The sequence below is a fragment of the Vibrio sp. 704 genome, from assembly GCF_033339295.1.
On record NZ_JAWOUH010000003.1, the window covers coordinates 382,180 to 403,950 of the forward strand.

The 21,771-nt window shown below is 45.3% G+C and carries 18 protein-coding genes; 8 read left to right on the forward strand and 10 right to left on the reverse strand.

All coding sequences use genetic code 11. The features are described from left to right. Positions 1-70: 70 nt before the first annotated feature. The 6 genes from R7R24_RS07745 to R7R24_RS07770 form a co-directional block, all read right to left on the reverse strand. The gene (locus R7R24_RS07745) at positions 71-391 is read right to left on the reverse strand and encodes a hypothetical protein (protein ID WP_052484232.1); all 321 of its coding nucleotides are present in this window, start codon (positions 389-391) and stop codon (positions 71-73) included. A gap of 70 nt (positions 392-461) precedes the next feature. Then, on the reverse strand, positions 462-2,057 hold the full coding sequence (locus R7R24_RS07750; RefSeq protein ID WP_206946599.1) for a S41 family peptidase: 1,596 nt from the start codon (positions 2,055-2,057) through the stop codon (positions 462-464). 365 nt (positions 2,058-2,422) lie between these two features. After that, positions 2,423-3,187, reverse strand: a complete 765-nt coding sequence (locus tag R7R24_RS07755; RefSeq protein WP_005377865.1) for a hypothetical protein — start codon at positions 3,185-3,187, stop codon at positions 2,423-2,425. Positions 3,188-3,217: 30 nt separating this feature from the next. Beyond that, entirely contained in the window at positions 3,218-3,892 is a 675-nt protein-coding gene (locus R7R24_RS07760) for a GntR family transcriptional regulator (protein ID WP_005377862.1), read from the reverse strand. A gap of 152 nt (positions 3,893-4,044) precedes the next feature. Further along, positions 4,045-5,577, reverse strand: coding sequence for an aldehyde dehydrogenase (NADP(+)) (locus R7R24_RS07765; protein ID WP_191116082.1), 1,533 nt, complete (start codon positions 5,575-5,577; stop codon positions 4,045-4,047). Between the two features lie 21 nt (positions 5,578-5,598). Then, on the reverse strand, positions 5,599-6,600 hold the full coding sequence (locus tag R7R24_RS07770; protein ID WP_017820891.1) for a 4-hydroxyproline epimerase: 1,002 nt from the start codon (positions 6,598-6,600) through the stop codon (positions 5,599-5,601). 109 nt (positions 6,601-6,709) lie between these two features. Here R7R24_RS07770 and R7R24_RS07775 point away from each other — a divergent pair, with 109 nt between their 5' ends. The 7 genes from R7R24_RS07775 to R7R24_RS07805 all read left to right on the forward strand — a co-directional run bounded on the left by R7R24_RS07775 (position 6,710) and on the right by R7R24_RS07805 (position 14,518). Beyond that, the gene (locus R7R24_RS07775) at positions 6,710-7,966 is read left to right on the forward strand and encodes an NAD(P)/FAD-dependent oxidoreductase (RefSeq protein ID WP_104975267.1); all 1,257 of its coding nucleotides are present in this window, start codon (positions 6,710-6,712) and stop codon (positions 7,964-7,966) included. A gap of 123 nt (positions 7,967-8,089) precedes the next feature. Next, entirely contained in the window at positions 8,090-9,163 is a 1,074-nt protein-coding gene (locus R7R24_RS07780; protein WP_017820893.1) for a polyamine ABC transporter substrate-binding protein, read from the forward strand. An 86-nt stretch (positions 9,164-9,249) separates the two neighbouring features. Continuing rightward, the gene (locus R7R24_RS07785; protein ID WP_005377853.1) at positions 9,250-10,224 is read left to right on the forward strand and encodes an ornithine cyclodeaminase family protein; all 975 of its coding nucleotides are present in this window, start codon (positions 9,250-9,252) and stop codon (positions 10,222-10,224) included. A 56-nt stretch (positions 10,225-10,280) separates the two neighbouring features. Continuing rightward, entirely contained in the window at positions 10,281-11,195 is a 915-nt protein-coding gene (locus R7R24_RS07790; protein WP_005377851.1) for a dihydrodipicolinate synthase family protein, read from the forward strand. A gap of 73 nt (positions 11,196-11,268) precedes the next feature. Further along, positions 11,269-12,390, forward strand: coding sequence for an ABC transporter ATP-binding protein (locus tag R7R24_RS07795; RefSeq protein WP_005377849.1), 1,122 nt, complete (start codon positions 11,269-11,271; stop codon positions 12,388-12,390). After that, positions 12,387-13,667: an ABC transporter permease gene (locus tag R7R24_RS07800; RefSeq protein WP_191116081.1), complete on the forward strand. Its 1,281-nt coding sequence runs from the start codon at positions 12,387-12,389 to the stop codon at positions 13,665-13,667. Before R7R24_RS07795 ends, R7R24_RS07800 begins: the two co-directional genes overlap by 4 nt. Positions 13,668-13,669: 2 nt before the next feature. Beyond that, positions 13,670-14,518 carry an ABC transporter permease gene (locus R7R24_RS07805; protein WP_145474126.1) on the forward strand — a complete coding sequence of 283 codons (849 nt, stop codon included), beginning with the start codon at positions 13,670-13,672 and terminating at the stop codon, positions 14,516-14,518. 120 nt (positions 14,519-14,638) lie between these two features. Here the strand turns inward: R7R24_RS07805 and R7R24_RS07810 are convergent, their stop codons facing one another. Beyond that, positions 14,639-15,073 (reverse strand): hypothetical protein, encoded by a 435-nt coding sequence (locus R7R24_RS07810; protein WP_191116080.1) that lies wholly within the window; start codon positions 15,071-15,073, stop codon positions 14,639-14,641. 302 nt (positions 15,074-15,375) lie between these two features. Between R7R24_RS07810 and R7R24_RS07815 the strand changes: the two genes are divergently transcribed. Then, entirely contained in the window at positions 15,376-17,820 is a 2,445-nt protein-coding gene (locus R7R24_RS07815) for a collagenase (protein ID WP_191116079.1), read from the forward strand. A gap of 160 nt (positions 17,821-17,980) precedes the next feature. Here R7R24_RS07815 and R7R24_RS07820 read toward each other — a convergent pair whose 3' ends face one another. Genes R7R24_RS07820 through R7R24_RS07830 form a run of 3 tightly spaced genes read right to left on the reverse strand, consistent with a single transcriptional unit; the run spans position 17,981 to position 21,762 of the window. Continuing rightward, on the reverse strand, positions 17,981-19,777 hold the full coding sequence (locus tag R7R24_RS07820; protein WP_047100690.1) for an aminopeptidase P family protein: 1,797 nt from the start codon (positions 19,775-19,777) through the stop codon (positions 17,981-17,983). Then, positions 19,777-20,769 (reverse strand): ABC transporter ATP-binding protein, encoded by a 993-nt coding sequence (locus tag R7R24_RS07825; protein WP_158173840.1) that lies wholly within the window; start codon positions 20,767-20,769, stop codon positions 19,777-19,779. The genes R7R24_RS07820 and R7R24_RS07825 overlap by 1 nt, the downstream gene beginning before the upstream one ends. 9 nt (positions 20,770-20,778) lie before the next feature. Beyond that, positions 20,779-21,762: an ABC transporter ATP-binding protein gene (locus R7R24_RS07830; RefSeq protein ID WP_005377840.1), complete on the reverse strand. Its 984-nt coding sequence runs from the start codon at positions 21,760-21,762 to the stop codon at positions 20,779-20,781. Positions 21,763-21,771 lie beyond the last annotated feature (9 nt).

Consider the following 21,771-nt stretch of genomic DNA (forward strand, 5'->3'; position numbering starts at 1 on the left):
GTTGACCGTTTCACACTGAACAATAAAGTAGGAAGCCCGCTGATATCAGCGGGCTTCTATTTTGGGAGATCTAAAACTTAATGATGGGCTCACAATCTAGTGAACTGAGAGAGACAAAAGTATCTGTTTTGGCATAGTACAAGCCACAGGTTTCACCTCTTATCTGCAACGTATATTGGTCTGGAAGATCCGCATAGCTGCCATCCAACAGTTGATTGTTGTTCCCTTTTACTCGTCCTTTTTCAATCAACAAATGCGGTGAGGATTCAAATACGTTATTTGCGATTCTAGGTGCTGGTGTCCCTTGGATTTCTGCGATCGCGTTTTGAATCTCTATGACTGTTTCCGGAGAGTTCTTTTTACTCAATGCTTCAACGGGTTCTTGTGACATAGCTTGGCATCCTATCAAAGAAATCGAAGTGCCTAAGAAAAGCGCAACCCGAATCAGCATTCGTAAAAAGTTAGTTGATCTCAACATGAATTGCCTCTGTTCGTAGCGGAGAGCGAAGATCGCTTAACTCCGGAGATGAAATGTTACGCGGCATGGCGTTGAAACTTGAAGGGGATACTGGCGGACAGGTTCCAGTTTCCATGTAGTTTAGTGCCGCAGAAAGCATACCTTCAGATGGATCGCCTAATGGTTTTGTTAGGTCGTCATTGACCCAGCAACCTTCCACTCTATTGTCTAAGCCTAGCTCGGTATTGATTTGGCTCTTTGGAGTAGGAATAAAACCATCAGCGAAGTCGCCAAATTTTTTCTCGTTCGCCGACTTGAACTGAATAGTGTAGTACATAGTGCCGCAGTTTTGTTCTGGTGAGAACCCGTACGGTTTACCTGTGGTTGTTGAACCTATTTGGATAACCTCCACATCAATGCCGCGCAAAGCGTTGATTAGCAGTTCACTTGAGGAAGCCGTGCCTCCTGAAGTCAGCACATATACGCGCTTTTTGTTCAGTGTCGGAAGCACTTGATCCGAATATTTCTGTGCTGCCCAGTCTATTGCTAGATTCGTAAAGCGATAGATGTTATCCCCATCTTTAATGGTACGCATCACTTTGTCATTATGAATCAACTCACTGAAGACTCGGTTCTGACCAGCACCGCTTAGCATGTAGCCTACTTGCGAGGACTGAAGGACTAAGCCACCGCCGTTGTAACGTAAATCAACGACGATCTCGTCAACATTCTCTGCTGAGAGCGTACTGAACGCCTCAATAAGCGGGGCTTGAGCGCTTGGTTCAAAGGAGTTGTATTGCAGATAGCCGATCCGCATACCATTTTGTGTAATCACTTTGGCATTTTTAACTGGAGAGGTCATGACATCAGAGGCGGTAAGCGTCACGGTTTTCTCTAGACCGCCAACACTCTCAAATGTGAAGGTGTAATCTTGATTGATGTCAGGGTTAAAGAGCGTTTTATTAATAAAATCAATGTCGGACTGACTACCGGTGTTAACCACATCAATATTATTGATTTTCAGAAGCTTATCACCACGAGCAATGCCGCTTCTATCAGCTGGCGAGGCTTCTTCAGTGTAGGAAATACGAACGTCTCGAGGTTGTACGCCACGTAGGAATGCCCAGTTAAAACCAAATCCAGCAACTAAACCGGATTGCGATGATTTCATATCATCCTCATAAGGGACGGTAAAATGGAAGCGATCTTTTGGTTTACCCGTCGCGGTAGTAGCAGAGGTGACCAGCGTATTGAAGTAATCAGTAACAGTTTTGTAGTTTGCTGGATTATTATCAGGAACCTCGTCATACCATAGATACGTTTCGTTAGTAAAAGCTCTTAAAAAGAGTTTTTCGTGTAATGCAGAGCCCAATTTATCTGGATAGGCGGCATAGTTGTCATATGGGTCCAGTCCGACGCGGGGCGTTTCACATTGGTTGATAAACGTTTTCGACGGTTGGCTAAAATCATAAACTTTCCACGTTGGACCGTTTGCACTGCTAGTGGACGGAGTAGGTGATGAGCTATCACCGCCACCACCGCCACAGCCTTGTAATAATGCGAGAGTGACTGCCGTTGCTAAAGAATACTTAAATTTCACTTTTCTATGTCCTTATAAATAATAGAATTATAATTATGTGTTTTGCTTTTGTTTTTATTAGCTAGGTGAATGTATTAATTTAATTTGTTCGTCTGCAAATTTATAGTTAAATAGTGTGAGGTAAATAACGTAAAAAAGTTGTCTTTTATACTTAAGCTAAATTAGTCATTACTTAAGTTTTCTGTCTATTTCAAAAGAGCTAACAAGACAATTAATAAGTGTGAAATTAAGACAAGTTCTCAGTTGACTAAGCGACGCTTGCTAAATAAAAAATCAGAATTAGATTCAGGAAACGCTTTGAATCAATAGTTTGGTAGGGATATATGATGTTATCTCGGGGGTGTTTGATTTATTTATCTGATGCTTTAACTTAATTTAGTGAGTTGAGCGACGTGCTTTAATAAGCTTCCGTCAATGTTAGGTAAATCATCAGCGAAAAATATCTGAGCACCGGGAGTGCAGCGCATTAATATATTTGTTAGTTCACCTTCATTGTTGGAAGTGTTAACTGCGTTAAGTTTCGCTAATTTATTACAAAGCTCGTCCTCTATTTGCACTTTCTGCTCTTCGGTGAGCCTAATGCGACCTATACATACGCCTGGGTTGATATCATGAGAAAGCGAATCTTGTTGAAATCGCTCTTTGAATAAGGTGTCTAATGCCGTACCTTCTTCCATAATAAATCGACGACCAGAACGGTAAAACAAGCCGTCTCCGAAGTTTTCGACATATCCTAGAATTTCCGCGATACGCAAATAGAATCGTAAGCTTGTATCAGAAAGTCCGTAAGTTTGGGCTATCTCTTGCGGTTTAATATCACGAGAAGTCAGCATATAAATAAAATCAAGTAAATAAGGATGCTCAACGAAAAGGGCGCTCTCTTCATCTGTTAGCATTTGCTCGTTTTGGTGCTGAAGCTCGTTGGCTAAGGTTGCGAGTTCGATGAGATCGGTATTCAGGTAGTTCAGATAAATAAGTACTTTATCCAAACCTAAAGCTGGATTATGTAGGTGGCGTTTAATACTAGATAAAGGGATGCCACTTTTCTCTGACAAGGAATTGTAGCAAAGCCCTTCTTCTTTAATCTTTTGTCGTAGCGCTGCAAGTAAAAACTTTGGTCCAACATTCATCCTTGAATATCACCTTATTCGTTATTCCGTTTACTGGCTGATATTTTGCCTTTCAAGCAGCAAGTTTCGAATCGCTGTGCCTGCTTCTAGAATGTGCTTTTTCAGTAGGTACTTGGCGCCTTCGATATCGCGATTTTGGCACATTTCAAACAAGCTTAAGTGCTCTTCTTCTGCCTTTTTAATGCCTGTAGTAAACAATAGCTGCATGCGTATGTATCGGTCACACTTTGTGTTCAGGTTGTAAATGACGTCCATAGTTTCAGGCATGTTGGCTGGCGCATATAGGGCTTTGTGGAACTCGTAGTTGTAGTTGCTCCATTCTTCTACTTCGTCGCCACTGTTCACTACTGACTCGAAACGTTCGCGAACTTCGCGCGCGCGTTCAAGGTCAGCGTCTGTCATATTTTGAATCGCGCGCTCTAAAATGTGGCATTCCACGACAGCGCGCAGTTCAAATAGCTCATTGATTTTCTCTGGAGATAGCTCAGTGACCGTCGCACCTTTGTGAGGTTCAAAGCTAACGAGTCCTTGTGCTTCCAATTGAACTAACGCTTCACGCACAGGAATTCGGCTAACATTAAACTCTTTTGCTAACGCATCTTGACGTAAAGGTTGACCAGTTTTTAACTCGCCCTTCAAGATCTGAGTTCGAATTGCTTCCTCAACGAGCTGAGTACGCGTTTTAAAAACAGGTTTCTGTGACATTGAAGTCTCCCGTGAAATTAATATTGTATCCAATCCATTTTACTTTAGTAGTTTATTGTTTTTCTGGCACAAACCAACTAGGAAAGAAGGTTTTGAGAAGTAGAGTGAAATAAAAGGCATCAGTTGATGCCTTTTTGAGCCATTTGGTGATTTTATTGGGACACACTGCCATCTATGGCGCGTTGAATACCCAGTGGGTTCGACGCTTTTAATGAATCCGGCAATAAAGATTCTGGTAAAGCTTGATAAGCGACGGGACGCAACCAACGATGAATAGCCTCTGCCCCGACAGATGTTGAGGCAGAATTGGTTGAAGCCGGATAGGGTCCACCATGAACCATAGCGTAACCAACCTCGACGCCAGTTGGCCAACCGTTGAATACAAGGCGTCCGGCGATTTCTTCCAAACTTGGAAGCAGTTGCTTGGCTTGTTCTTCGTCTTCAGCGGTAGCGTGAAGGGTTGCGGTGAGCGAGCCAGTCAGTGAATCACTCAGTTTCAACATGTCATCGAAATCTTCACAGATTACGATCAACGATTGAGGACCGAATATTTCTTCTTCCCATTGCGGGTTTTTACGCCAGTTTTTACTGTCCGTCACGAACAGTGCTGGTGCGACATTGGTCACTTCTGCTTGTTCAGAACGAGTTACGTTAATGCCTGTTTCGGAAGCTCGCTTATCCACTTCGGATTCATACGTTTCTCGGATTCCTTGCGTTAGCAAAGTGGCCGTTGATTGTTGTCGAATTAACCCTTGAGCGATTTCGATAAAGGCTTGCGTTTCTGGGCTATTCAAGACAAATACAACGCCTGGTTTTGTACAAAATTGTCCACAGCCCAAAGTCATAGAAGCCACAAACTCTTCAGCCAATGAGGCGTTTGCTCGTATGGCTGAAGGGAGAATAAATGTTGGATTAATCGCCCCTAGTTCACCATAGAAGGGGATTGGCTCTGGTCTTTGCTGAGCTAGATTGAACAGCGCACGGCCACCACCGACGGAACCTGTAAACCCAACCCCTTTAATTTTTGGATGGGTAACGAGTGCTTGGCCAAGTGCGCGTTTGTTGCCTTGCAATAGCGTGAAGATGGCTTGCGGTAAGCACTCTTTCTCAAGTGCAGCCTCAATACACTCTGCAACAAGTTGACTGGTGCCAGGGTGGGCGGTATGGCCTTTTACAATCACAGGACAGCCAGCTGCCAGTGCCGAAGCCGTATCACCACCTGCCGTAGAAAATGCGAGCGGAAAATTAGACGCACCAAACACGGCGACAGGGCCAATTGCGATTTGCTGACGACGAATATCTGGTTTCGGCAGTGGTTGACGGTCTGGGTTTGGCGTATCGAAAATTGCTTGATGGTGATTACCCGAGCTCACAACCTCGGCAAATAGTCTTAATTGGCTCGCTGTACGTCCTATTTCACCGCTTAAACGTGCTTCGGGAAGGGCAGTTTCTAAATGAGCACGAGCAACGATTTCTTCACTCTTCACTTCCAATTCAGAGGCGATAGAGCAAAGTAAGCTCGCTCGCTTTGCATTGCTTAGTTGGCGAAACTCACGCGCAACGTTTTGGGCGGCTGAGGCGGCTTGATTAACTTCTTGCTCCCCATGCACCGGAAACTCTGTGGGTAGAGGCTCACCAGTAAAGGCGTTGACTGCGTAAAAAGTGGTTGGTTCTTGTGGGTTCATCATTCTTCCTTACTATCCTTATTACTTCACTTCAAATCCGTAAGCATATGGGTCTTCATCGTCTACCCATATTGTGTTGTGACCGTATACTTGTGCCCATCCTTCAATACTTGGCAAAATAGCGGCTTTGCCATTCACTTCGGTAATGCCTTCTATACGTCCTTGAAATAGGCTGCCGATGATACTTTCGTGAATAAAGTCTTCTCCTTGATTGAGTTTGCCTCTTGCATGCCATTGCGCCATGCGTGCACTAGTACCCGTACCACATGGCGAGCGATCCAACGCTTTGTCGCCGTAAAACACAGCATTTCGAGCGGTGGCGTTTTCTTGAGTGGGCTCTCCGGTCCATAGCACGTGAGAAACACCGCATACTGTTGGATCTTCTGGATGTACGCACTCAACCGCTCGAGATACCGCTTCGCGAACTTTTGGTGAAAGCATCAAAATTTCATCTGGAGAGTAGTGTTCAAGTCCGGCATAGTTTTCTTGAGGATCGACGATTACGTAATAGTTTCCGCCATAAGCAACATCGACAGTGAGCTCACCTAAGCCCTCTATGTCCACGGTTACGTCTTGGTGGGCAAGGTAAGCTGGTACGTTAAATATCCTCACTGACGTGACCTTGTCACCTTTTGTTTGGTAGTGCACTTCGATTTGTCCTGCTGGGACATCAAGTATCAAACGGCCTTCTTTTTTGGGAGTGATAAGGCGATTCTCGATAGCGGTAGTGACGGTTCCAATGGTGCCGTGGCCACACATTGGTAAGCAGCCACTGGTTTCAATAAACAGAATTGAAGCGTCTGCGTTATCGCTGCAAGGAGGCAAGACAACTGACCCCGACATCATTGAGTGTCCGCGAGGCTCAAACATGAGTGCCTGACGAATCCAATCATAATGCTCAAGAAAGTATTGGCGCTTTTCGCTCATGGTATTGCCTTCGAGTGGAGGCACACCGCCTGCGACCAGCCTAACTGGGTTGCCGCAGGTGTGGGCATCAATACAGAAAAAAGTTCCTTGTCTCATTTTTCGCTCCTTGCTGAAAAAATGGTTGAATTAAACAATAGTGATGTTAACGTAATGTAAAATATATTGTATACAATCTACGTTTTCAAGTGTGACTCGGAGCATATTTATGTTGGTCAAGGATGAAACAAAAAAGGAAAGGATCGCCGTGATAGGTGCGGGGATTATTGGCTTATCAATTGGATTGAAGTTGCAGCAGCAAGGTTATCAAGTCACAATTTTTGATCCCAATGGCGTGGGGAATGGATGCTCTAAGGGAAATGCAGGTCATATCGCGACTGAGCAAATCTTCCCTCTTGCAACGCCAGCGCTGCTTCCACAATTACCTAAAATGCTGCTAGATCCCAAAAGTCCGGTTTCGATCCGTTGGCAAGATATTCCAAGCACTATCGGGTGGATGATTCGTTTTCTATTACAAACAAAGCCATCAGCCGCGGAGCAGGCAAAAAACGCGATTAAAACTCTTAACGAGCGGTCAGTGGCAAGTTGGCGTGGCGTGCTTGATTCAATCGGAAAAGCGCATCTAATAAAAATGAATGGTTCATTGCTCACTTTTGAAAACGAGAAACTGTTTAAAGACTACCAAAGTACGCTTAACTCACTGGCCAAAAACGGTGTGGCGTATCAAGTTTGGACGCAAGAGGCGATTCGAAAGCGGATACCTGATCTCAGCCATAAGGTTCGTGTCGGCGTCTTTTTTCCCGATACAGGACATACGCTAGACCCTTATCAGATCTGTGTTGAGCTAAGTGAAGCTTTTGAAGCTCTTGGCGGTAAGATTTTACAAAAAGGTGTATCTGCGTTGGAGAAAAATGGTGATGTGTTGGTTGAGTCTCAAACACATTCATTTGACCGAATCATTGTTGCCGCTGGTGTACATTCTAAGCCTTTGATATGGCAGCTAACCGGAGTCAAAGTGCCTATGCAAGCCGAGCGTGGTTATCACCTAATGGTGGATGACAAGCGTGATGTACTGCCATTTCCTATTAGCTCTGCCGATAGAAAATTCATCATGACTCCGATGTCTGGCGGGCTACGCTTGGCAGGCACTGTTGAGTATGCCGATGTAGAATCACCACCCAATATGAAACGTTCAGAAATGCTTTTTCAGTTAGGTGATGAGATGTTTGAATCGGAGTTAAATCCACTCAAGCAAGGAGAAAAGTGGATGGGTAATCGGCCTTCAACAGTCGACTCGTTACCGGTTATTGATAGCATTTGGGATGGAAATGTATTACTGGCATTTGGCCACCAACACCTTGGATTAACTCAAGCGGCGATTACGGCAGATCTCCTTTTAGAGCTTATCGAAGGAAAGCCGACATCGATTGATCTATCACCTTTTTCATTACAACGATTCGCCTGAAAAATTTAATATTAAATATTGTATAAAATATATTAAATGCTAATGTTAACTTAATTTTAACAAAAATGGTGTCCAACAGCCGTACTCGGATGCCTCCAGAAAAACAACCAAAAGGAGTAAAACATGTCACGAATGACCAAAGCACCATTGGCGCTGTTGATTTCAGGAATGCTGTTGGGGGCCTCTGCTTATGCTGAAGACAAATTGACGGTCGTATCTTGGGGTGGTGCATTCACCAAGAGCCAAGTGGAGGCATATCATAAGCCTTTCATTAAAAAAACAGGTGTTGAGATCGTATCCGAGGATTTCAGCGGCGGATTAGCTGAAATTAAAGCACAGGTGGAAGCGAACAACGTGCGCTGGGATTTGGTTTCTCTCGACAAGCCAGACATTGTTCGTGGTTGCGCCGAAGGGTTACTAGAACCAGTGAACCCAAGTATTTTGCCTCCGGGCGCAGATGGAACACCAGCACAAGAGGATTTTATTGATGGTGCGATTCACGAGTGCGCAATCAATACCATCGTAGTGTCCACTGTATTAGCGGTGAACGAAGACGCGTTTAAAGGTAAGGCTTTGCCAAGCAAGTTGACCGATCTTTTTGACCTAAAAACTTTTCCAGGTCGACGTGCATTGCAAAAACAACCTCAGGGCAATCTTGAGTGGGCACTATTGGCTGATGGTGTAAAGCCAGAAGAGGTCTACAGCCTGCTCGAAACCGAAGCGGGGCGTGAGCGTGCTTTTGCTAAGTTGGATACGATCAAATCAGAAGTACTGTGGTGGACAACAGGTGCCCAGCCACCTCAAATGCTTGCAGACAAAGAAGTGGTGATCGCCTCGGCGTTTAACGGCCGAATCCACAATGCCCGTAAGGATGAAGGTCAACCATTTCGGATTATATGGGACCGTCAAATGGGTTACATGAATGGATGGGCGATACCTAAAGGGAGTGAGAACACAAAGCTTGCATTGGACTTCATTGCTTTTTCTTCAGGAACAAAACCATTAGCTGATCAAGCTAAGTACGTTGCCTATGGGCCTACGCGTAAGTCGTCTTCGGCGGAGGTGAACCCAGACATTTTAGCGAACCTTCCTACCGCACCTCAAAACTTCCAAACCGCCTTCCTGATTAACGATGAATGGTGGTCAGACTACGCGGATGAACTCAATGAAGAGTTCAATACCTGGCTGCTTAACTAGGCGTTAATTTGTGTATGGGGTCGAGTTTTCATCCATAAGCGAGGTTCCGTACTTTCCTCAACTGTATTTATGTTTTCGGAGAAATGATGAAAGTCATCGAAGCACAGCAAGTCGCGCAATGTTTAACAATGAAGTCTCTTATTGAAACGATGCGTGAAATGTACTCGCGGCCAGCAACAATACCTCAACGCCGAGTCATGCCCTTAGAAGAGGGAGAATACGAGGCGTTTGCGCTACTTCCAGCTTGGAACCAGGAGTTGATTGCGGTGAAAGCCTTTACGTATTTCCCGCATAACCCTGAGCAAGGCAAAGATACGCTTGCATCTAAGCTGCTTGTTTTTAGACGAAACGATGGTGAGCCGCTCGCACTCGTGGACGGTAAAGTTTTAACGTTTTGGCGCACCGCCGCAGCTTCTGCGTTGGCAGCGGACTATTTGGCGCGTCCCGATGCTGATCGTCTGTTGATCTGCGGAACGGGCAATCTTGCGCCTTATTTTGCGTGGGCATACGCTGCGGTTCGCCCACTTAAGCAGGTTTATATTTGGGGGCGTAACTCAGATAAAGCCGAGGCGACGGTAGATGCCATTGTGTCATCTTCAGAGTATCAGTCGCTTCCTGATGAGCGTCGGTTTCGCGTTTCAGTCGTAGAAAAAGTGGACCACGTTATCAAACACGTTGACATCATCAGCTGTATTACTGCATCAGCAGAGCCTTTGTTTAATGGCGCAGACGTGCAGCCGGGCACCCATATTGATTTGGTCGGTAATCATGACTTGGACAAGCGTGAATGTGACTCCGAAGCAGTGCAACGAGCACAGGTGTATGTTGATAGCCGTATTAATGTATTAGCCGAAGCGGGCGATCTTCTCATTCCAATTCAAGAGGGCGTATTCACGTCAGACGATATCAAAGGGGAATTACCGCAGCTTTGCGCCCAACAAATCTCAGGACGTCAAAACGATGAGGTCATTACTTTATACAAATCAGTTGGCAGTGCTTTGGCTGATTTGGCCGCTGTAAAGGCGGTGTTGTTAGAAAATGGCATAGATAGCCATGTCTGAGCATTTTCGCTCGTTCATTTAAATTGCATACAATATACATATAAGGAAAGTAGTTCATGAAAATTGATTGGAAAGGTGTTTATCCGGCGGTCAGTACGCAATTTCGTCAAGATCAGTCAATTGACTTAGACGCAACGCAAACCGTTATAGACAACCAGATTAAAGATGGTGTGAATGGCATTATCTGCTTGGGTACTGTCGGTGAGAACTGCGCGTTGTACCCGGAGGAGAAACGCCAGGTTTTGCAAGCGGCAAAAGAAGTCGTAAATGGCCGTGTGCCTTTGATTGCTGGTACAGCAGAGTCTATTACCACAGCAGCTGTTGATTACATGCAGGATGCGTACAAAATTGGTATCGATGGTTGTATGGTGATGCCTGCCATGGTTTACCGCACGTCTGAGAGCGAAACGTTCGAATATTACCGCACGCTAGCAGAAGCAACGCCAGAAATGCCAATCATGATTTACAACAACCCGGTTGCTTATGGTGTCGATGTAAACCTCGATATCATGGCGAAACTGGCTGAGTTTGAAAGTATTGTAGCTATCAAAGAGTCGACCACTGATACTCGTCGTATCACCGAGCTTTACAATAAATTTGATGACCGCTTTACCGTGTTCAGTGGTGTTGATGACATCGCTCTTGAATCATTGATGCTAGGTGCGACCGGCTGGATTTCTGGTTTAACCAACGCATTCCCAGAAGAGTCCGTTGCGATTTATAAACTGGCAAGCCAAGGTCGTTATGCTGAAGCGTTAGAGATCTACCGTTGGTTCTTACCCCTACTGCGTTTAGACACCATTCCTACGCTGGTTCAGTGCATAAAATTGGCCGAGCAAGTCTGCGGACGTGGCTCTGAACAAGTTCGTGCGCCACGCCAACTCTTACAAGGTGAAGAGCGTCAACAAGTCATTCAAATGGTTGAACATGCGTTAGAAACCCGCTTAGACCTATCCAAATACAATCTGTAATTGTGCTGTTTAGTAGAGCGTTAACTGACGCTCTACTCATTCGTAATATTCAAAAAATGAGAAGAGGGAAGTCATGAGCACGGAAAACAAGGACTATGTCAGCTTTCAACACGTTAAGAAAACCTACGATGGCACGAATTTGGTGGTGAAAGACTTCAACTTAGATATTACTCCTGGAGAGTTCGTTACTATGTTGGGGCCGTCAGGATCGGGCAAGACCACTTGCTTGATGATGCTAGCAGGCTTTGAAACTGCGACCGGTGGAGACATTTATATCGATGGCGTTCCTGTCAATCATCTCGCGCCGCACAAGCGCGATATTGGTATGGTGTTTCAAAACTATGCGTTGTTTCCACATATGACCATTGCTGAGAATCTTGCGTTTCCTTTAAAGGTGCGAAAACTCGACAGTGACACGATTCAAAGCAAAGTTCAGAGTGTATTAGAAATGGTCGAGCTTGAGCATGTTGCGACTCGATACCCGAAGCAGTTATCAGGTGGTCAACAACAGCGTGTTGCGTTAGCGCGAGCATTAGTGTTTGAGCCTAAACTCGTGTTGATGGATGAACCACTAGGCGCGTTAGATAAGCAGCTGCGTGAGCAAATGCAGATGGAAATTAAACATTTGCATGAAAAGCTTGGCATTACCATTTTGTATGTGACGCACGATCAAGACGAAGCTCTCACTATGTCCGACCGTATTGCGGTTTTTAATCACGGCGAAGTGCAACAACTCGCGACACCAACCGAGCTTTATGAATCTCCGAGTAATACGTTTGTTGCGCAGTTTATCGGAGAAAACAACCAACTCTCAGGTTTAGTCAAAGAGTGGAACGGAAAGTATTGCCAAGTGCTCGTTGGGAAAGAGTTATTTACTGCGAAACCTGTCAGAGTCTCTGAGCAAGGGCAGAGAACAACACTTTCCATTCGACCAGAAAAGATTGTTATTCAACCAGAGAAAGCGTCTTGTGAGAACCAAGTCTCGGGCGTCCTACGAGAATTGATTTATCACGGTGATCATTATCGTCTGGTCGTCGAAGTAGAGAGCGTTGGTCACTTCATCGTTAAAGTACCTAACGATAATCGTAAACACTTGCAGTTAACGCCTGGCTCAATTTGTCGTATTGGTTGGCAAAGTGACGATTGCCATGCTCTTGATGGGACACAAACTCAAAGTAGCGAGGTAGCAGCATGAGTCGAGAGCTAACCGCATTAGATTCTGTATTGGAAATCGAACGCCAAGTTCATGAGCAAGAAACCAATCTGAAAGCGCAGCTGCAAAAGGCAGAGCGCCGAAAAAAGCTTCGCTCCATTATGCTCACAACGCCATTGGTGTGTTTTATTCTGCTTACGTTTGCTTTTCCTATCCTCGACATGCTTTTTCGAAGCGTGGATAACCGAGAAATATCCCAGTCACTCCCACAAACTATTCAAGCTTTAGAAAGTTGGGATTATCAAGGTCAGCCTCATCAAGAAGTCATTGAGGCATTCTCTGTTGAGGTACTTGCGCTTTATCAAAGCAAAGAGCTACCGAAAATAGCCAACCGGATGAATATTGAAGAGTCTGGTATGCGCAGTTTACTCATGAAAACCGGCAGAAAGTTGTCTCGGTTGACGTCGCTGCCGATCTCGGTGACACAGCTAGCTAAGCTGGATAAGCGTTGGGCTAATCCTAAATATTGGGCGGCGTTTAAGAATCTTAGTGGCGCATTAACATTCAGTCATTATCTTGCAGCGCTAGACTTGCAAGTGAATGAGTTTGGAGACATTGAGCCCCAACCAGAAAAACGCCAAATATACGTCGACCTTTTCTTTAAAACTTTTTGGATGTCTATCTCAATCACCTTAATTTGTTTGGTGATGGCGTACCCCGTTGCTTACCTGCTTGCCAATTTACCTGATAAGCGCGCGAACTTACTTTTAATTATTGTGCTGCTGCCATTTTGGACATCATTATTAGTCAGAACCACGTCTTGGATTGTTCTGCTGCAAAACCAAGGGGTCATTAATGATCTCCTTATTTGGTCGGGTTTTACTTCTGAGCGAATTCAGATGATTCACAATACCTTCGGAACGGTGGTGTCTATGGTTCACATTCTGTTGCCGTTTATGATCCTGCCTCTGTATAGTGTAATGAAAGGAATTAGCCCAACTTATTTCCGTGCCGCTCGTTCTCTAGGCGCGACGCCTTTCATTGCGTTCATGAAAATTTATATGCCGCTTACGTTACCTGGGATAGGTGCGGGGGCCTTGCTCACTTTCATTCTTTCTATTGGTTTCTACATTACGCCCGCTTTGGTTGGTGGAAGAAGCGGACAGATGATCTCCAATATGATTGCCTATCATATGCAGACATCACTGAACTGGGGGATGGCTGGCGCATTGGGTGGACTGCTTTTGTTCGTTGTACTGGTTCTGTTTTATATGTTCAACCGTGTGGTTGGCATTAACAACCTTAAGGTAGGGGGATAACCATGGCATTACCAAACTATGCATCAAAAGTAGAGCGAGTTGCTTACGCAGGTTACTTAGCTTTTTGTGGGGTGGTGCTGTTCTTTTTAATCGCTCCAATTCTGACCATCATCCCGTTATCGTTTAATGCAACGCCTTACTTTACTTTTACCGAGGGGATGTTAAACCTTGACTCGGCAGCGTATTCTACTCGCTGGTATCAAGAAATGTTTACTAGTGATCAGTGGCTGTTGGCGCTGAAAAACAGCACGTTTATTGCTTTTATGGCGACACTCGTTGCAACAGGGCTAGGAACTCTGGCGGCGTTGGGTTTAGCAAGTAGTAACTTGCCTTTTCGCAATACGATTATGGCGCTGTTGATCTCACCCATGATCGTACCAGTCATTATCTCTGCTGCTGCGATGTACTTTTTCTACACGCGCCTTGGCTTATCACAAACTTATTTAGGCATCATTTTGGCACACGCTGCGTTAGGTACGCCTTTTGTCGTCATTACCGTTACTGCGACGTTAAGCGGCTTTGACCATAGCTTGGTAAAAGCGGCGGCTAGCTTAGGCGCAAACCCTGTTTATACTTTCAGACACATTACCTTTCCGCTGATTCGTCCGGGGATGATATCTGGCGGCTTGTTTGCTTTTGGCACCTCGTTCGACGAGGTTGTGGTGGCGTTATTCCTGACTGGGGCAGAACAAAAAACCGTTCCGAGGCAGATGTGGTCAGGAATTCGAGAGCAAATTAGTCCGACCATATTGGCGGTCGCTACGTTGTTGATTTTTATGTCGGTGTGTTTGCTCGTGACATTAGAAGTTTTGCGTAGACGTAATGTACGCATTCGAGGCATTCAAGAGTAACCAAACTTTTTCTTTGTTGCTCACTTTGCACTTTTGTTTAGGGGCACCTCAATTTTTGACCAAATGCGCCTCATTGTAGGCGCTTGTCTTTTTTGTGTATCTTCAGCGATGACTGACATATCACTCTGGTAGCTTAATGCCAGCCTGCTCGAAACGTGCCAAAGGCGACTTGTTTGATCGCTGATACCAACTAGCTGGCATGTTTGGTTTAAGTCGGGCTTTTTCTTCCTTGCTAATCACAACATAGTGCAAAAACGTATTAAGTGTGGTTACCATCACGTCAAATGTCATTTCCCCATCTTTGCTGATGGCTTTCAATAATCCAACGACGGTTTCCTCAGAGACTAACGGTTCAACCACCGCCTTTTTTCGCTCTTTTATTGATGTTGAAGCGGGCAGTGTTGCACGTGCCGTCTCCCAGCAAACTTTGTTGGTTTTACTGACAAGGTTGTGCTTGTAGCAGTAGTAACTGAATAAAAAGCGTGGCAGGTTTTGCCAGCGTTCGGCTTGCACTTCTAACCAAAGGTGTTGTAGCTCAATATCAGCGTCGGTCATAGGAGTTGTTTAGCAAAAAGAAAAGAAACCATTTTATAGCTTTTGTGAGGAGCAATAAAAGATATTTGAATGGAAAGATAAACAACTAGTTGATCAATATTATTAAAGCAAATCGATTTCTGGCAAGCCCGTGCAACGGCAACTCGAGTACCAAAAACTGATACCGCCACATCTAGTTGTTAACAAAATGTTTCTTCTTGTCTTGCGAGTAGATTATATGGAGTTGCTCTTGCAGTAATAAGGGCAGTGGCGATGCAAAAGACGTAATGCATCTAAGGAAAACTCAATATAGAAGAAATTAGATGGAACTGAAGACTTTGAGTGTCGCGATTGCGACAACATTAACCAGCACTGGCGTATTTGCGTTAAGCGAGCCAGTTTCTCAAGTTACAGAGCAACATGCACATTCGGCTCATACACACGGTGTTGAATCCAATCGAGTTGAATACCAACCAACCGCAACTCTCCCTATTCAGCCCTCCAAGGCAACTCGAGTACAGTCACTTGAAAGCCTTGATGAGTCGAGCACTGCTTGTGATTTGGAAGCATTGGTTACCGAAAGCAGTAACCAATTGATCGGCGAAATTTTAAGTCAGGGCACGACGTGTGTGAACCAGCTATTCTCTGCTGAAAGTCGGATTCAAGAGTCGGTATTTAGCTCCGATCATATGTACAACATTGCGAAGCGTACTACGACATTGGCGAAGGGGTATACAGGTGGCGGGAGCGATGAACTAGAAACGTTGTTCTTATACTTACGCGCAGGTTATTACGCCGAGTTTTACAATGACAACATCTCATTTATTGAATGGGTCACTCCAGCGGTGAAAGAATCCGTGGATGCGTTTGTTAACAACGCAAATTTCTACGAGAACAGCGACCGTCACGGCAAAGTGCTTAGTGAAGTCATCATCACTATGGATAGTGCGGGCTTGCAGCACGCGTACTTACCGCAAGTGACCCAGTGGCTTACACGTTGGAATGATCAATACGCCCAGCACTGGTATATGCGCAATGCGGTTAATGGTGTTTTCACTATTTTGTTTGGTGGGCAGTGGAACGAGCAATTTGTGCAAGTAATTGGTAACCAAACAGACCTTGCCAAAGCTTTAGGCGATTTTGCTCTGAGGGCGTCATCAATCGGTGCTGAAGATGAGTTTATGGCCGCGAATGCGGGGCGAGAGCTCGGGCGTCTGACCAAGTATACGGGTAACGCGAGTTCTGTTGTGAAGAGTCAGCTGAGTCGAATCTTTGAACAGTATGAAATGTATGGTCGGGGTGACGCGGTTTGGCTTGCGGCGGCGGACACCGCCTCATATTACGCAGATTGTAGTGAGTTCGGAATTTGTAATTTCGAAACTGAGCTAAAAGGCTTGGTGCTATCGCAAACTTATACCTGTAGTCCGACAATTCGAATATTGTCCCAGAATATGACGCAAGAGCAACACGCGGCCGCATGTTCTAAAATGGGTTACGAAGAGGGTTACTTTCATCAGTCTTTAGAAACGGGTGAACAGCCAGTAAAAGATGACCACAACACTCAGCTCCAAGTCAATATCTTCGATTCAAGCACTGATTATGGTAAGTACGCAGGGCCAATTTTCGATATTAGTACTGACAATGGCGGTATGTACTTGGAGGGCGACCCTTCCCAGCCGGGGAATATTCCCAACTTTATTGCTTATGAAGCCTCTTATGCGAACGCGGATCACTTTGTCTGGAACCTAGAGCACGAATACGTGCATTACTTAGATGGTCGATTTGATCTCTATGGAGGGTTTAGTCATCCAACTGAAAAAATAGTGTGGTGGAGTGAAGGCATTGCAGAGTATGTCGCTCAAGAAAATGACAACCAAGCAGCACTTGAGACGATTTTAGACGGCTCGACATATACCTTAAGTGAGATTTTCGAGACTACTTATGATGGGTTTGATGTCGATCGAATTTATCGTTGGGGGTACTTAGCTGTACGTTTTATGTTTGAAAATCATAAAGATGACGTAAGCCAAATGCTGGTGGAAACACGCCAAGGGAATTGGAGCAATTACAAGGCAACGATCACCCAATGGGCGAATTTATATCAAAGTGAGTTTGAGCAGTGGCAGCAAGCCCTTGTCTCAAATGGTGCACCTAATGCAGTCATAACCGCAAACAACAAGGGGAAAGTCGGTGAAAGCATTACATTTAGCAGTGAAAACAGTACAGACCCAAACGGGAAGATCGTCAGCGTCTTATGGGACTTCGGTGATGGCTCGACAAGTACACAAACCAAGCCGACGCACCAATATGGGAGTGAAGGGGAGTATTCGGTCAGTCTAAGTGTGACAGACAGTGAAGGCTTGACGGCAACCGCCACTCATAGTGTTGTTATCTCAACGTTGAGCGGTAATGACACATTGCCACAAGACTGTGCGGTGCAAAGTAAAGTAAGCGGTGGACGCCTAACAGCAGGAGAGCCTGTTTGCTTGGCAAATCAACAAACCATTTGGCTGAGTGTGCCAGCGGTGAATGAGAGCTCAAATCTGGCGATAACGACGGGGAACGGTACGGGCAACCTAAAGCTTGAATACAGTAACTCCGGTTGGCCGGATGATACTAATCGTCACGGGTGGTCAGATAATATTGGTAATGGAGAGTGTATTACGTTGTCAAATCAGAGTAACTACTGGGGCTACGTTAAAGTCTCTGGTGACTTTGAGAATGCCGCCATCGTCGTTGATTTTGATGCTCAGAAGTGTCGTCAGTAGGGCATTTTAACTGCATCATTTTAATTTAATTGAGCGCCTCGCTAACATTGCGGGGCGTTTTTGTTTTTTACGCCGTTATCTCTATAAAAAAACCAGCCCGAAGGCTGGCAAACAAGGAGTTTGAGATGAAAATGAAAACGTTATAAAACTTGCTGATATCCTATTTCTCAATAAGTTGGGTTGTGCGTTGAAGCCAGTTTTTATCTTGCGCATCAAGAAAAGGGCTAAGCGCTTGATAGACTCGTGAATGGTAATGATTGAGCCAGTCTAGCTCTGCTTGATCTAGCATTGATAAGTCAAGGGCGTTGGTCGCAATTGGAGCAAGAGTGATGGTCTCAAAACCGTAAAACGTGCCGAACTCATTTTGTTCTACCTCTACAACTTTAAGAATGTTCTCTATTCTTACCCCGTACTCACCTTCGCGATAAACGCCTGGCTCATTAGTAATGACCATACCCGGTTTTAGTTCAACCTCGTGGTGGCTTTGCGAGAAATTTTGTGGGCCTTCGTGAACATTCAAGCAAATGCCCACGCCGTGTCCAGTGCCGCACTTGTAATCAATACCATGTTGCCATAAGACGCCACGCGCCATGATATCAAGATTGGCACCCGTAGAGCCTTTCATGAATCGAGTCTGAGTCAGTCGGATGACCGCTTTGAGCACCAAGGTATAATCTTTGCGCTGCTTAATGGTCGGTGACCCGAAGTGGAAAGTACGGGTGATGTCTGTTGTCCCGCCAAGGTATTGGCCACCAGAATCGACGAGAAAGAAGTTGCTTTCATTGACTGCCGCATTGCTTTCTTCATCGGCGGCATAATGCATTTTTGCCCCGTGAGCTGCGAAGCCTGCGATAGTGCGGAAACTGTCACTCACATAATGTCGGGTTTGACGGCGATAGTGATTCAGTTGTGCCTCAGCAGACAATTCTGTAACGAGTCCGCTTGGAACTTGCTCTTCGAGCCAGTTCATAAACCTTACGATTGCCACACCATCATCTGTTAATGCCTGTTCTAGGCTAGTTAGCTCGGTCGCATTTTTTATGGCCTTCATTGCCGTTACAGGGCAAGCCATTGGCTTTAGATTCACATTCCCTTCAATCGAACTCACCAATAAGCTGTCTGTGTGGGTCGGGTTAAAAGCGAGCGATAATCCCTCACATTGCTGATTCAAATACTGACTTACGTAGTTGTAATGGCGAATGTGTACACTCTGCTCGGTCAGCGCTCTTTCAACGTCTTGAGGCAGTTTGGCTTTATCAATAAACAGTGTCGCAAGTGATTGCTCTACGACTAGATAGGCTTCAGAAACTGGGCAGTAATTCGTATCACCACCTCGAATATTCATTGTCCACATGACATCATCTAGCGTTGACACTAATAAGCTATCTACTTGGTTCTCGGTTAACCAAGAACGGATTCTCGCTAACTTATTTTCTGTGTCAACGCCAGCAAAAGCGGTGGGGTGCTCGAATACGGGTGCACTTGGGCGAGGTGGTCTTTCAAGCCAAATCGGTGTGAGTAAATCCAGGTCGAGAATGATCTTAATGTTTTTCGCTTCAAAGGCTTGTTTGAGGCCTTGATAAAAAGCGTAACTGATGGCGCGCCCGTCAACCGCGATAATACTGTTTTCTGGTAGCGTGGTAGCCAGCCATTTGGCAACTGTCGGCGTTTCTGGTTGTTTGGCTTTAAACAGTTCAAGTCCTGTGCCGTGTAACTGTTCTTCAGCTTGAATATAGTAACGACCATCAGTCCACAGGCCACCACCTTGTTGGGTAATGACGACATCGCCTGCTGAGCCGGTAAAACCTGAAATCCAGCTTCGCGCTAACCAATGATCCGCTGAGTATTCACTGTTATGTGGGTCATTGTTGGTCACGATATATGCAGACACGTTGTGAAAGGACATTGCCTCACGCAATAACGTAAGGCGTTGGTTTACTGAGTTAGTATTGTTCATTAAATGGTTCCTAAAGTCATATTTGAGCAATAGATATGATGCTGCTCCGAGCCTGTTTTTATTGGGTTCTGTTGCCCGCATACTTCTGTTGCTTCTGGGCATCGAGTACGAAAAACGCAACCGCTAGGTGGGTTAAGTGGAGAAGGAAGGTCGCCGGGCAATAGTTGTATTTCACGGTCACGTGCTAATTGCGGATTAGCTATCGGGACAGCAGATAACAGTGCTTTGGTGTAGGGGTGTTGTGCATCATCAAATACTTGATCGTAACGTCCTACTTCCATAGGTTTACCAAGATACATCACCATAACGCGGTCGCTGATATGGCGCACCACGCTTAAGTCATGCGCAATCATCACCAGTGTTAACCCCATTTCTTGTTTAAGATCATCTAGAAGATTGATGACCTGAGCTTGTATGGAGACATCTAGTGCACTAACGGGTTCATCACACACGACCAAATCTGGATTGAGAATTAACGCTCTAGCAATGCCCACACGCTGGCATTGACCTCCGGAAAATTCATGTGGATAGCGGTTTCGCTGGCTCGCCAAGAGACCCACTTTATCCATCATAGCGATGACACGCTTTTCTACCTCAGCCCGTTTAAGTTGCGGCTCATGGGTGAGCAGTGGTTCGGCGATGCATTCTGAGATGGTTAACCTCGGATTCAAACAAGCGGATGGGTCTTGAAACACCATCTGAAATTCTCTGCGTCGAGAGGAAAGCTCTTTTTTACTAAACCCGAGCATGTCTTGACCTTTCCAAGTCAACTCGCCATGTGTAGGTTCAATTAAGCGAAGTAAGGCGCGTGCAAGTGTTGATTTTCCGCAGCCTGATTCCCCCACAATGCCAAGTGTCTCACCTCGGTAAACATCTAAGTCGATACCATTGACCGCTTTCACGATTTTACGTCGACTTGGAATAAGGTGACGTGACACAGGAAAGTGGACGTTTAAATCACGAGCAGACATGAGGACTTCTTTTTTATTCATAACGCCTCCTTAAGCTTTTATTTGAATAGGAGTGATAACACTGGGTGCGTTAACGTGACAGGCAATGGACTGGCTCGTGTTTAATGGAGAAAACCGTGGGGTTTCGTATTGGCAACGCGTCTCTCGATGCTCGCACCGCTCTCTAAACGGACACCCTTTATGGTTAATCAACGCACTTGGTGGGTTACCTGGGATGGTTGGTAAACGCGGCATATCTTCAGTGATAGAAGGAATAGCCTTTAGCAGGCCTTGAGTATAGGGGTGCGCAGGTTGAGCGAACAATGTCTCGGTATCTGATTGCTCCATTTTTTGACCACCATACATGACCAATACGCGATCACACATCTCGGCGACGACGCCCATGTCGTGAGTTATCAGTAAAATAGCCGTGTTGAACTCTTGTTGTAAGTCTCGTAATAGCGTCAAAATTTGAGCCTGAACGGTTACATCTAACGCGGTGGTTGGTTCGTCTGCAATTAGCAGCTCGGGCTTACACAACAACGCCATCGCTATCATGATTCGCTGACGCATTCCGCCAGATAATTCGTGAGGGTATTGATTCATCCGAGTTTCGGGAGAGGGAATACGCACCGCATCCAACATGTGAATCGATTCAATTTTTGCTTGTTTTCGGCTCATTCCTTTATGAATCATGAGAACTTCACAAAGCTGCTTGCCAATTTTCATGAATGGATTAAGTGACGTCATCGGATCTTGAAAGATCATTCCGATTTTCTCTGCACGGATGCGGTTGAGCTGCTTTTTCGACATCGCGAGTAAATCATCACCGTGGAACATTGCGCTTCCAGACACGGCGCCGTTATCCGCGGTTAACCCCATTAATGCGAAAACAGACTGGCTTTTTCCCGAACCTGATTCCCCAACAATCCCAAGAGTTTCGCCCGCTTTAATCGAGTAGGAGAGATTACTGACCGCTTGCACTTGCCCATCTGGCGTATCGAAGCGCACGTTCATGTTTTCAATAGATAGCATGGGTTTGTC